General features: G+C 70.3%; 12 protein-coding genes. 1 reads left to right on the top strand and 11 read right to left on the bottom strand.

The genetic code is table 11. The features are described 5' to 3' along the window. Positions 1-332: 332 nt before the first annotated feature. From tyrS to B7K21_RS12340, 5 genes are all read right to left on the bottom strand, one after another. Positions 333-1,598: a tyrosine--tRNA ligase gene (gene tyrS / locus B7K21_RS12360; protein WP_084076091.1), complete on the bottom strand. Its 1,266-nt coding sequence runs from the start codon at positions 1,596-1,598 to the stop codon at positions 333-335. Positions 1,599-1,661: 63 nt separating this feature from the next. After that, positions 1,662-2,786 carry an o-succinylbenzoate synthase gene (menC, locus tag B7K21_RS12355; protein ID WP_084076087.1) on the bottom strand — a complete coding sequence of 375 codons (1,125 nt, stop codon included), beginning with the start codon at positions 2,784-2,786 and terminating at the stop codon, positions 1,662-1,664. Further along, positions 2,783-3,655 (bottom strand): GNAT family N-acetyltransferase, encoded by an 873-nt coding sequence (locus B7K21_RS12350; protein WP_234989309.1) that lies wholly within the window; start codon positions 3,653-3,655, stop codon positions 2,783-2,785. The genes menC and B7K21_RS12350 overlap by 4 nt, the downstream gene beginning before the upstream one ends. Further along, positions 3,652-4,851: a M20 family metallopeptidase gene (locus tag B7K21_RS12345; protein ID WP_234989308.1), complete on the bottom strand. Its 1,200-nt coding sequence runs from the start codon at positions 4,849-4,851 to the stop codon at positions 3,652-3,654. The genes B7K21_RS12350 and B7K21_RS12345 overlap by 4 nt, the downstream gene beginning before the upstream one ends. Positions 4,852-4,913: 62 nt before the next feature. After that, positions 4,914-5,474, bottom strand: a complete 561-nt coding sequence (locus tag B7K21_RS12340) for a (d)CMP kinase (RefSeq protein WP_200806317.1) — start codon at positions 5,472-5,474, stop codon at positions 4,914-4,916. A gap of 47 nt (positions 5,475-5,521) precedes the next feature. On the opposite strand from B7K21_RS12340, the gene B7K21_RS12335 reads away from it, so the two are divergent. Then, a complete protein-coding gene (locus B7K21_RS12335) occupies positions 5,522-6,001 on the top strand; it encodes a YbaK/EbsC family protein (RefSeq protein WP_084076081.1) in 480 nt (159 codons plus the stop codon). A 51-nt stretch (positions 6,002-6,052) separates the two neighbouring features. Here B7K21_RS12335 and argH read toward each other — a convergent pair whose 3' ends face one another. The 6 genes from argH to argB form a co-directional block, all read right to left on the bottom strand. After that, positions 6,053-7,483, bottom strand: coding sequence for an argininosuccinate lyase (gene argH, locus B7K21_RS12330; protein ID WP_084076078.1), 1,431 nt, complete (start codon positions 7,481-7,483; stop codon positions 6,053-6,055). Between the two features lie 158 nt (positions 7,484-7,641). After that, a complete protein-coding gene (locus B7K21_RS12325; protein ID WP_084076075.1) occupies positions 7,642-8,844 on the bottom strand; it encodes an argininosuccinate synthase in 1,203 nt (400 codons plus the stop codon). 30 nt (positions 8,845-8,874) lie between these two features. Further along, positions 8,875-9,366, bottom strand: coding sequence for an arginine repressor (gene argR / locus B7K21_RS12320; protein ID WP_084076171.1), 492 nt, complete (start codon positions 9,364-9,366; stop codon positions 8,875-8,877). After that, complete coding sequence (gene argF, locus B7K21_RS12315; RefSeq protein WP_084076072.1) at positions 9,363-10,328, bottom strand: ornithine carbamoyltransferase; 966 nt, start codon at positions 10,326-10,328, stop codon at positions 9,363-9,365. Before argF ends, argR begins: the two co-directional genes overlap by 4 nt. Next, positions 10,325-11,599 (bottom strand): acetylornithine transaminase, encoded by a 1,275-nt coding sequence (locus B7K21_RS12310; protein WP_373994288.1) that lies wholly within the window; start codon positions 11,597-11,599, stop codon positions 10,325-10,327. Before B7K21_RS12310 ends, argF begins: the two co-directional genes overlap by 4 nt. Next, positions 11,596-12,516 carry an acetylglutamate kinase gene (gene argB / locus B7K21_RS12305; RefSeq protein ID WP_084076169.1) on the bottom strand — a complete coding sequence of 307 codons (921 nt, stop codon included), beginning with the start codon at positions 12,514-12,516 and terminating at the stop codon, positions 11,596-11,598. Before argB ends, B7K21_RS12310 begins: the two co-directional genes overlap by 4 nt. Positions 12,517-12,522: the final 6 nt, after the last annotated feature.

Genomic DNA, 12,522 nt, shown 5'->3' with positions numbered 1-12,522 from the left:
ACACTTTCCTGCAGCTGTCAACTCACCGTGTCGGTTCGTTTCCAGACAGTTCCGTGTTCCCGTCTCCGCTCTCGGAGGTCCCGCCACAGGGGCGCAACCAACCATCGATCAGATCGAGGAGCTGCTTCGACTTGCCTCCCGCGGCCTTGTTCAGTCCTGCGGTGAGGTGGGGATCCGCGGCCTCTTCAGTCCTGCGAATCTCGTTCCCGTCGTCGGCAACAGAGAAGACATTACGGGGAGATGACATCGCGCGTCAAATCCCGTGACGCCCGGGCGTGTCGTGCCGATCTCCCCTGGTAGACAGCGGAAAGGTGCGGCTCAGCCCGCCTCAGTCAGCCTTCGAGCCGCACAAGTCCCAGAGATTTCTTGCCGCGCCTCAGCACGGCCCATCCCCCCGCCAGGGCATCACCTGCGGAGACCACCGCGTCGGCGTCCTCGACCTTGACGTTGTTCAGGTAGGCGCCACCGTCCTGCACCGCCCGTCGCGCGGCGGACTTCGAGTCGACCACGCCGGCCGCCACGAGCGCATCGACCACGGAGATGCCCGCGGGCGCGGTCACTCCCCCGAGCTCCTGCCCGCAACCATCCAAGGTCGCGGCGTCGAGGCTCTCGAGATCGCCGCGCCCAAACAACGCCTGGGAAGCATCGACAGCGCCTTGGGCCGCGGCCTCCCCGTGCACGAGCGACGTGACCTCCCACGCGAGCGCACGCTGCGCCTCACGACGGAACGGCTCCTCGGCGACCTTGCGCTCGAACTCCGCGATCGCGTCGGGCGTCAAGAACGTGAAGATCTTGAGGAACCGCTCCACGTCGGCATCCTCGGTGTTGATCCAGAACTGGTAGAACGCGTATGGGCTCATCATGTCCGGTGCGAGCCACACGGCTCCGCCCTCGGACTTGCCAAACTTGGTGCCATCGGCCTTGGTGATGAGCGGCGTCGTGAGGGCGTGCACTGCCACACCCTCCGACTTCCTGATGAGCTCGACTCCGGAGAGCAGATTCCCCCACTGGTCGTTGCCGCCAGTCTGCAGCGAGCACCCGTGCCGACGGTGCAACTGCAGGTAGTCGTGGCCCTGGAGAACCTGGTAGCTGAACTCCGTGAAAGAGATTCCTTCGTCGCTCGCGAGGCGACGCGCGACGGTGTCCTTCGCAAGCATCGTGCCGAGCCGGAAGTGCTTGCCCACATCGCGGAGGAAGTCGATCGCGGACAGTTCGCCTGTCCAGTCGAGGTTGTTCACCATCTGCGCGGGGTTGTCGCCCTCGAAGTCGAGGAACATCGAGATCTGCGCTCGCAGCCTCTCGACCCACTCGGACACCGTCTCCTTGGTGTTGAGCACGCGCTCCCCAGACATGCGCGGGTCACCGATCATGCCTGTCGCGCCACCCACCAGCGGAAGGACCCGGTGCCCCGCCTGCTGCAGGTGTCGCAGCACGACCAACTGGACCAGGTGGCCGTGGTGGAGGCTGGGCGCGGTCGGGTCGAATCCGCAATAGAGGGTGAGGGGCCCCGCGTCGAGAGCTGCGCGCAGCTCGTCCTCTCCGGTGGTCTGCGCGATCAGCCCGCGCCAGGCGAGCTCGTCCAGGATGTGCTCAGTCATGATGCCGCCATTGTGCCAGGGGTCCGGCCTGGCTTCGCCCGCCCGCCCGACGCCCGCGCTGGCTCACGCGTCGAGCCTCACCAGATCCACAGTCGCCGCCTCGAGTCGGCCCGCGTGCGGCACTCGCGCGAGTCCGGGCTCGCGTGGGATCGCCAGGTGGCCGTCCTCGATCACGAACGGCTCGGTGATGTCCTCGGCGTAGAACCGGTCGGACGCGGAGATGTCGCCGGGCAGCGTGAAGCCCGGCATACCTGCGAGCGCGGCGTTCGCGGCACGCCCGATGCCGGTCTCGAGCATCCCGCCGCACCACACCGCGATGCCGTGTGCGGAGGCGATGTCGTGGATCCGCCTCGCCTCGAGGTAGCCGCCCACGCGCGAGGGCTTGATGTTGATGATCTGCGCGGCACCCAGCGCAATGGCATCGGCCGCGGCCGTGGCCGAGACCACAGACTCGTCGAGGCACAAGGGAGTGCGCATGTGCGTCGCGAGCTCGGCGTGCTGACGCAGGTCGTCCTCCGCCAGGGGCTGCTCGATGAGCAGCAGATCGTACGCGTCGAGCTTGGCGAGATGGGTGGCGTCCACGAGCGTGTAGGCGGCGTTCGCATCGACCTGCAACGGCACGTCGGGGTGCGCCTCACGGACAGCGCGCACCGGCTCGAGGTCCCAGCCGGGCTTAATCTTGAGCTTGAGGCGCACGTAGCCGTCGTCAAGGTAGCCCTGGACCACGTCGAGCAGCTCAGGGATCGAGTCCTGGATGCCGATCGACACGCCCGAGGGCACGCGGTCTCGCGTGACGCCCAGGTAGGAGGCGAACGAGACGCCGGAGGCCCGCAGCTGGGCGTCCAGCACTGCCATCTCCACCGCGGCCTTCGCCATGCGATGCCCGACGATGCGACCGAGATGGTGCGCGACGGTCTCCGCCGTGAGCGGTGCGCGGCGCTGCGCGTCGACCAGCATCGGGAGCAGATAGGTCGTGGTGACGTCGATGACCCCCGCGAGGTACTCCTCCGAGTAGACCGGCTCACTGAGCGCGCCGCACTCGCCCCATCCGACGACCTCCACGCCATCCACGTCCGCGTGCAATTCGATCACGAGCACGCGCCGATGCGTCTGTGTGGAGAAGGACGTGGTGAAAGGAGCGACCAAGGGGAGGTCGAGCGTGCGCAGCGCGACGTGGGTGATTCTCATGGCTTCTCCAGTCGGTAGCGGCCGTCACGGGTGACGGCGGCGATGGTCCAGCCGTGCTCCAGCAGCGGCACCACGGCGTCGCGCAGAGCGGAGCGCCAGAGCGCGGCCGTGTCCGGCGCGGTGCGGCGCGTCGCCTCGATGTCGGCGGGCAGGGCCGCGACGGCACGCGTGGCGTCGTCCCGCAGGGGCGAGGAGACGGGCAGCTCGCCCGGACCCACCGACAGGATCTCGTCGCCGCGGTCGGACCCGTCCGACGCGTCGGCTGGCCTGGCAGCGTCACCGCCCGACGCGTCGGCCGGGTCGGCGCTCGCAGGCAGCGGCGCGTCCAGGCGCCAGGTGACGAGCGCGCGGTCGCTGCCCTGACCCGCATTCACGCCGTCTGTCATCGTGCCGTAGAAGTCCACCAAGTAGTCAGTGACCTCGGCGCCGAGTCTGCGCAGATTGAAGGACGCGTTGCGTGTCACCAGCGGATCGAAGGTCCACGTCATGCGGGTGAGGCCCAGGTCCAGGCACCAGGCGCGCTGATGCAGCTTCATCGCGGTGCCGATGCCGCGCCCCGCCGCGTCCGGAAGGACACCGGCGACATGCGAGTGCATCGCCTCGCCGACCGGCTGCGACAGGAACCCGACGCACACCCCCACCATGCGATCGCCGTCGAAGGCGCCGGCGACGTAGGAGCCCGCATGCGCCAGTGCGACCAGCGCGGGAGCCTCGAGCACCGACGAGCTCCACAGGGAGCTCAGCAGCGAGGCGGCCGCGGGGCACTCGTCGGCGCGCAACGCGCGCACCTCGACGCCTGCGCCGCGGGCGGCGGTCTCGTAGTCGGCCCACGCCGCAGCGGGGATGGCCGGATCGATCGCGCCGCTCACGTCGTGGTCTCCGACGACGCCTGCCCGTCATGCCGCGCGGGAACACCGTGCGCGAGCACGTCCTGCACGAGCAGCGCGACCAGCGCCGTGCGATGCGGGATGTGCTCCACGATGACGTGCTCGTCGTCGGCGTGCGCACCGCCGCCCACCGCGCCCAGCCCGTCGAGCGTCGGGGTCCCGACGCCCGCGGTGAAGTTGCCGTCCGAGCCTCCGCCGACGGCGATCTCCGCCAGATCGTCGATGCCGGCGAGCGGCGCGAGGGCGCGCGCCCGGGAGAACAGGGCCGCGGCGTCGGGCCTGGCGAGCGGCGCCCTGTTGATGCCGCCGTGCAGCACCAGGCGTGCGCCGTCCTCGATGGCGGCCAGCGCGCGCATGCCCGCGTCGACCCTGTGCTGCTCCTCGACGCTCCAGGCGCGGACGTCGACGGTGACGCGTGCGCTGGCGGGCACCGTGTTGCCCGTGGTGCCGATCGTGCCGCGCGTGGGCGTCACCGAAGTGCCGGCCACCGCGTCGGACAGGCTCCTGAGGGCGAGGATCTGGTGCGCGAGCTCCACGCCCGCGTTGATGCCCAAGTGCGGCTCGAGGCCTGAATGCGCGGCGCGACCGAGGGCCTCGACCTCGTACCACGAGACTCCCTTGCGGCCAGTCTTGACCGCGCCGCCGTCGCCCGCCGCCTCCAGCACGAGCGCCGCGTCATGCCGTCGCGCCTCGTCCTCGATGAGCGCGCGCGACGTCGGCGAGCCGATCTCCTCATCGCCCGTGACGAGGATCGTCACGCCATCCACCGCATCCGCACCGCCGTGCTCTGCGAGGAGTGCCACCGCATGCACCGCCTGCACGACCCCCACGATCATGTCGAAGCACCCCGGACCCGTGAGGGTCCCGTCGCTCACGCCGGCACCCAGCCGGTCGAGAGAGCCCACCGGCCACACCGTGTCGTGGTGCCCGAGCAGCAGCACGCGTCGCGGCCCGTCGCCGAGAACCCAGCGCAGATGCGGAACGCCCTCCACGACGAGGCGCTCAGGCTCGGAAGGGAGTCCCGCCGCGGCCAGACGCAAGCCCAGCACTCGCGCGGTCACGTCCGCACTGCGCTCGATCGCCACGCGGTCCTCCGACGGCGACTCGCAGTTGATGAGGGTGATCGCGTCCGCGACCATCGCGTCCACGCGGGCGAGGGCGTCGTCGAGAATGCTCACTCGGCCATCGTGTCATGCCTCATGTGACGAGGAGATTTCTCCACCGACCTCAGCCGATGCGCTCAGTCAAGGTACGGGAGCGAGCCGTCAACGATGACGTCCGCGGCGCCGCGGGTGCCCTCGTCCGCAAGGAAGCGATCCTCGCGCGCGTTCCACCGCTCCCACTGCGCGCGCATGTGCTCGCCATCGCGCTCGATCCCGCGCGCGATCCGCAGCTCCCAGGGGGCCTCGACGTAGACCACGAGCGACGCATACGGGCGCGCGAGCCGCTGCGCGACGCCCACGCCCTCGATGACCAACGCATCCGCGACGGGCACCGGGATCGTCTCCGCGCGGCGCCCCTCGTGCCAGTCCCAGCGGCCGAACGCCCCGTGTTCCGTGCGTGCGAGCGGCTCGAGGATGCCGTGACCCAGGATCGGCCACATCGTCGCGAGTCCGTCCCAGCCCTCGTAGATGTCGTCGCCGTGGACCACCTGGGCGCCGAGCTCGGCCCCCACGCGCTCCGCGAGGGTCGTCTTGCCCGAGCCGGCGGGGCCGTCGATGAGGACCACACGCGTGCGACCGCTCCGGGGCTGCGCCTTGCGAGCCCGAGCGGCGAGGTCCTGCACTGACACCCGCGCCATGGGCGTCAGCATAGGGCGTGCGGACCTCGCCGAATAGGGTGGGCTTCATGGCGAACGGAGAGCTCCACCCCAAGGTCCAGCAGGTCCAGGCCGCGCTGCACGCCGGCGGCGTCGACGTGACCGTGAGGCAGATCGACGAAGCGACGCCCACCGCGGCGGCGGCCGCCGAGTTCCTCGGATGCGATGTGGGCGCGATCGCGAACTCGCTCGTGTTCATGGCCGACGACGAGCCGATCCTGGTGCTGACCTCCGGCGCGCACCGCGTGGACACGGCTCACCTGGCGGACCGCATCGGCGCCGGGCGGATCCGACGTGCGAGCGCCGACCAGGTGCGGGAGGCGACCGGCCAGGTGATCGGCGGCGTCGCGCCCATCGGGCATCCCGCTCCCGTGCGCACGTACCTGGACGTCGCGCTGCTCAACTACTCGGAGATCTGGGCGGCGGCGGGGATCCCCGCGAGCCTCTTTCCGATCACCTACGCGGATCTGCTGCGAGTGACGGACGCGACCGAGGTCGAGGTCGACTAGCGCTCTCGCCTCGGTTCGCGGCGGGTCACGGTACGCTCGCCCGACGCAGGTTCAGGACGCCGACGAGGCCCAGGGGCGGAAGTGGCGCACCCTGGCACGGGCCGCCTTGCCCTGCTCCACGACCTGCGCCGGCGCGGTGCCGCCGACGTTGTCGCGTGCCGCGAGCGAGCCCTCGACGGTCAGCACCTCGAGTACCTCGGGAGTGAGCGACTCGTGGATCGCCTGCATCTCCTCGGGAGTCATCTCGTGCAGTTCCTTGCCGCGCTTCTCACACAGTCGCACGCACGCACCGGCGACCTCGTGCGCCTCACGGAACGGCACGCCCTTCTTGACCATCCACTCCGCGATGTCCGTCGCGAGCGAGAAGCCCGCAGGTGCGAGCTCGGCCATGCGCTCCGTCTGGAACGTGAGCGTGCGGACCATGCCCGCGAAGGCGGGCAGGAGCACCTCGAGAGTGTCGACCGCGTCGAACACGGGCTCGTGGACTTCCTGGATGTCGCGGTTGTAGGCGAGCGGGAGCCCCTTGAGCGTGGCGAGCAGGCCCGTCAGGTCGCCGATGAGACGACCCGACTTGCCGCGCGCGAGCTCGGCGATGTCCGGGTTCTTCTTCTGCGGCATGATGCTCGACCCCGTCGAGTACGCGTCGTCGAGTCTCACGAATCCGAACTCCACCGTGGCCCACGCGATGATCTCCTCGGAGATGCGCGACAGGTCGACGCCGATCATGGCCGCGACCCACGCGAACTCGGCGACCACGTCGCGCGAGGCCGTCGCATCGATCGAGTTCTCGCACGGTCCGATGAAGCCGAGTTCCTCGGCCACGCCCTGCGGGTCGAGGCCCAGCGTGGAGCCGGCGAGCGCGCCCGCACCGTAGGGCGACCAGGCCGCGCGAGCGTCCCAGTCGGTGAGGCGCTCGACGTCGCGCAGCAACGGCCACGCGTGCGCGAGCAGCGCGTGGCCGAGCGTCACGGGCTGCGCGTGCTGGAAGTGCGTCCGCCCCGGCATCGGGTCGTCGAGGTGGCGGTCGGCCTGCGCCAGCAGCGCATCGACCGTGTCCAGCAGCAGTGACGCGAGGTAGCGGGCGTGACGGCGCAGGTAGATGCGCGGAAGGGTGGCGATCTGGTCGTTGCGCGAGCGGCCGGCACGGATCTTGCCGCCCAGCTCGGGCCCGACGCGCTCGATCAGGAGTCGCTCGAGCGCGCCATGCACGTCCTCGTCCGACTCCGACGCGACCGCGCTTCCCTCCGCCACGTCCTGGCGCAGCTGTTGGAGGCCTGCGACCATCGTCTCGACCTCGTCGTCCGTGAGGAGCTCCGCCTTGTGGAGCGCGTGCGCATGCGCGATCGAGCCGAGCAGGTCGTCATCCGCGTAGCGCCAGTCGAACTGGGTCGACTTGCTCAGAGCAGCGAGCGCGGCGTCGGGCCCGCCCTCGAATCGGCCTCCCCACAGCGCGCCCTCGTTCGTGCCCTCTGCCTTGCTCATGCTCACTCCCCTGACTCGACCGCGCCGCGCGGCCCTCATACCGACACTCTTGCACCCCTGGGACGCACGCACCCGCCCAGAACGACGGTGGTGTACCCGCGGGCGGCGGAGCGCCGAAGTGACGTCGTCGACATCCCTCGGCGCGCCGCGCCACGCTGCTAGTAGCCCAGGCGCGCCTGACGGGCCGCGGCCTGCTTGGCGGCGAGTCCGTAGATCTCGATGAAGCCGCGCGCGGCCGACTGGTCGAACGTGTCGCCCTCGTCGTACGTCGCGAGGTTGAAGTCGTACAGCCCGGTGTCCGACTTGCGGCCGTCCACGATCGCCTTCCCGCCGTGCAGCTGCATGCGGATTTCGCCGGAGACGTAGCGCTGCGTGTCCTCGATGAAGGCCTCGAGCGAGTCCTTCAGCGGCGACGACCACATGCCGTCATAGACCAGCTCGGTCCACTCGTCGGTGATGCGGCGCTTGTAGCGTGCCTGCTCGCGCTCGAGCGTGACGTTCTCGAGCTCCTTGTGGGCCTCGATCAGCGCGATCGCGCCGGGAGCCTCGTAGATCTCGCGGCTCTTGATGCCCACCAGGCGGTCCTCGACGATGTCGATGCGTCCGATGCCGTGCGCGCCCGCGCGCTGGTTCATGATCTCGATCGCCTGGAGCGGAGTGACCTTCTGGCCGTCGATCGCGACAGGGATGCCCTTCTCGAACGTGATGAGGACCTCGTCCGGCACCGGCGGGAAGGCCGGGTCGTCGGTGTAGTCGTACACGTCCTTGGTGGGGGCGTTCCAGATGTCCTCGAGGAAGCCCGTCTCCACGGCACGGCCCCACACGTTCTGGTCGATCGAGAACGGGTTCTTCTTGGTGGTCGCGATCGGCAGGTTGTGCTTCTCGGCGTAGTCGATCGCCTTGTCGCGGGTGAGCGCGAGGTCACGCACGGGCGCGATGCACTTGAGCTCGGGCGCGATCGAGGTGATGCCCACCTCGAAGCGGACCTGGTCGTTGCCCTTGCCGGTGCAGCCGTGCGCCATCGTGGAGGCGCCGAACTCGCGGGCCGCCTTCGCGATGTGCTTGACGATCACGGGACGCGACAGCGCCGAGACGAGGGGGTACTTGTCGTGGTAGAGCGCGTTCGCCTTGAGCGCCGGCATGCAGTACTCCTCGGCGAACTCGTCGCGCGCGTCCGCGACGTAGGCCTCCACCGCGCCGCAGTCGAGCGCGCGCTGGCGGATGACCTCGAGGTCCTCGCCGCCCTGGCCGACGTCCACGGCCACGGCGATGACCTCGGCGCCCGTCGCGTCGGCGATCCAGCCGATCGCCACCGAGGTGTCCAGGCCTCCGGAGTAGGCCAGCACGATCCGATCCGTCATGAGCTTCTTCTTTCTACGAGTGAGGCAGGTCTAGGGGTGGGAGTGGCCCGCGGCGCGGTCCAGAAACTTGCTCGCGAGGCGGGCTCCGCCGTCGGCCTCGCGCGAGATGACGAGCACGGTGTCGTCTCCGGCCACGGTCCCGACGATGTCGGGGTCGTCGTGGCTGTCGATCGCACTCGCGAAGTACTGCGCGGCGCCCGAGGGCGTGCGCAGGACGGTGATGTTGGCCGAGCCATCCGCAGAGAACAGCAGCTCCCCGCACAGGCGCGTGAGGCGCTCGTCGGTCGTCTCGTCAGGGTCGCCGGCGTCGCCCACGGCGTACACGTGACCGCCAGCGGCCGCGCGGATCTTCACCGCGCCGATGTCGCCCAGGTCGCGCGACAGCGTCGCCTGCGTCACGGAGATGCCCTCCGCCTCGAGCCGGAGCGCGATCTCGCCCTGCGAGCTCACCGTCTCGGACTCGATGATGCGCCGGATGAGCGCCTGACGGGCGGCCTTGGTGGCGGGGACGACGGCCTTCACGGCGACACCTCCGACGAAGGCGCCGCCGTCGACTGCTGCGCCACCAGCCACGTCAGCAGCGCCTTCTGGGCGTGCAGGCGATACTCGGCCTCGAGCCACACGATCGACTGCGGCCCGTCGAGCACCTCGGCGGTGATCTCCTTGCCGCGGTACGCGGGCAGGCAGTGCAGCACCTGCGCGCCCTCAGCGGCGAGTTCCATGGTGCGGGCGTTCACCTGGTACTGGTCGAACTGTCCATGACGCTCAGCCGACTGCTCCTCGTCGCCCATGGAGATCCACGTGTCGGTGGCGATCACGTCGGCGCCGCGCACGGCGTCGTCGTGGTCGGTGGTCACGGTCACGGAGCCGCCCTGCTCGGCGGCGATGCGTTTCGCGTCGAGCACGATGCGCTCGTCAGGCATGTAGTCCTCGGGGGCGCCGATGCGCACGTGCATGCCTGCGAGCGCGCCTCCCAGCAGGTACGAGTGCGCCATGTTGTTCGCGCCGTCGCCCACGTACGCCAACGTCAGGCCTGCGAGGGTGTCCACGCCGCCGCGGGCGTCGGCCACTGCGGCGAGGTCCGCGAGGATCTGGCACGGGTGGAACGAGTCGGTGAGCGCGTTGACCACGGGGATGCCTGCGTGTTCGGCCATCTCCTCGAGCCGCTCCTGGCCGAAGGTGCGCCACACGATCGCGCTCACCTGGCGGCCGAGCACGCGCGCGGTGTCAGCGATCGACTCCCCGCGGCCCATCTGCGAGGAGCCCGCGTCGAGCACGAGCGGGTAGCCGCCGAGCTCGGCGACGCCCGTGGAGAACGACACGCGCGTGCGGGTCGACGGCTTGTCGAACAGCACGGCGACGGCGCGCGGCCCCGCGAACGGCTGGTGCAGGTGGCGGTCCCTACGGAACGCCAGCGCGAGCTCGAGGACCTCGCGCTGCTCGGCAGCCGTCAGATCGTCGTCGCGCAGCAGATGGCGGGTCATGCGTCGCTCCCCTCGGCAGCGTCGGACGTGCGAGCGGCACGCCCGGCGAGGTGGCCCGCGAGCCACGACACGAATGTGTCGGCCTCTTCATGCGTCAGCGTGAGCGAGGGCGCGAGGCGGATCGTGTCCGGCGAGGGCGGGTTGATGATGAAGCCCGCCTCGAGGGCGGCGGCGGCGACCTCGGCGGAGATCTGCTCCTCGAGCGCGATGCCGAGCAGCAGCCCGTCTCCCCTGACGTCCGCGACGCCGGGGATCGCCCCGATCGTCTGCTTGAGGTGCTCGCCCACCGCCTTGACATGCGCGAGCAGACCGCGGTGGTCGATCGCATCGAGCGTGGCGAGTGCCGCAGCCGCGGCGAGAGGGTTACCGCCGAACGTGGTGCCGTGCTGCCCCTTGCCGAGCATCGTCGCGACCTCGGGGCCGTACGCGACGAGCGCGCCGACGGGGAAGCCGCCGCCGAGCCCCTTGGCGAGCGTCACGACGTCGGGCTGGATGCCGTGTGCCTGCATGGCGAGCCACGTGCCGGTGCGGCCGATGCCTGTCTGCACCTCATCGGCGATGAGGAGCGCGCCGTGGCGACGCGTCAGTTCGCGTGCGGCGCTGAGGTATGCGTGGGTCAGCGGGATCACTCCGGCCTCGCCTTGCACGGGCTCGACGAACAGCGCGGCCACATCGTCGCCCATCGCCTCCTCGAGCGCGGCGATGTCATTCGCGGGGATCCACTCGACGCCTGGCGCGAGCGGCGCGAAGGGCTCGCGGTATGCGGCCTTGTGGGTGAGGGCGAGCGCTCCGGTACTGCGTCCGTGGAACGCGTCCACGAGCGCGAGGATCCGCGTGCGGCCGGTGCGACGCGACAGCTTGAAGGCAGCCTCGTTCGCCTCGGTGCCGGAGTTGCACAGGAACACGCGCGAGCCGGTGGGCGCTCCGGTGATCTCGAGCAGACGCTCGGCGAGGCGGATCTGGGGCTCGGTGGCGAAGAAGTTCGAGACGTGGCCGAGGGTGGCGGCCTGCGTGGCGATCGCGCCGGCCCACTCGGGATCCGCGTGGCCGAGCGCGTTCACGGCAATGCCACCCAACAGGTCCAGGTAACGGTTGCCGTCGGCGTCCCACACGTAGCTGCCCTGACCGTGCGTCAGCAGGCGCTGCGGCACGCCGTACGTGCCCATGAGCGCGTGCTCGTAGCGCTTGAGCCCGACGGCACCGTGGCTGGTGCCGGCCTCGCCGTGCGCGCTGAGCTCTGAGCCGTCGTGCGGCTCGAGGTCGTCGGTCACGTCCATAGCTCCTTGTCCGGCAGCACCATGGTGCCGATGCCCTCGGAGGTAAAGATCTCCGTGAGGATCGAGTGCGGCACTCGTCCGTCGATGACGTGCGCCTGCTTCACTCCCCCGCGCACGGCACGCAGGCACGCCTCCATCTTGGGCACCATGCCCGATTCGAGCGTGGGCAGGATCGTGTCCAGCTCACCCGCGTGCAGGCGCTGGATGAGCGACGACTTGTCCGGCCAGTTGCGGTACAGGCCCTCGACGTCGGTGAGCGCGATGAACTTGCGCGCGCGCAGCGCGACCGCGAGCGCCGATGCGGCGGTGTCCGCGTTGACGTTGAGCACCACGGTCGGATCGTCGACGTCGGGCGCGACGGTGGAGACCACGGGGATGCGGCCGGCCTCGATGATGTCCTGCACGGCGGCGGGGTTGACCTTGACGACGTCGCCCACGAGGCCGACGTCGACCGGCTGGCCGTCGACGGTCGCGTAGCGGCGGCGCGCCTGGAACATGCCCGCGTCCTCGCCAGAGATGCCGACGGCGTTGGGACCGTGCTCGTTGATGAGGCCCACCAGCTCGCGCGTGACCTGGCCCGACAGCACCATGCGGACCACGTCCATCGCCTCGGGCGTCGTGACGCGCAGCCCGCCCCTGAACTCGGACTCGATGCCGAGCGTCTTGAGCATCTCGGAGATCTGGGGGCCGCCGCCGTGCACCACGACGGGGTGCAGGCCGAGCAGGCGCAGGTGGACCACGTCCTGCGCGAATGCGCGCTTGAGCTCGTCGTCGACCATGGCGTTGCCGCCGTACTTGACGACCACCACGGCGCCGCGGAACTCCTCGATCCACGGCATCGCGTCGATGAGGACGGAGATCTTCTGGGCGGCGCTGAGGCCTTCGGGCACCCGGTAGCTGTCAGGAGTCATGATCAC

This window comes from Demequina sp. NBRC 110052 (genome assembly GCF_002090075.1).
GTDB lineage: Bacteria > Actinomycetota > Actinomycetes > Actinomycetales > Demequinaceae > Demequina.
Note: the sequence above shows the minus strand (reverse complement) of the source record. Positions and strands in the feature narration are given on the sequence as shown.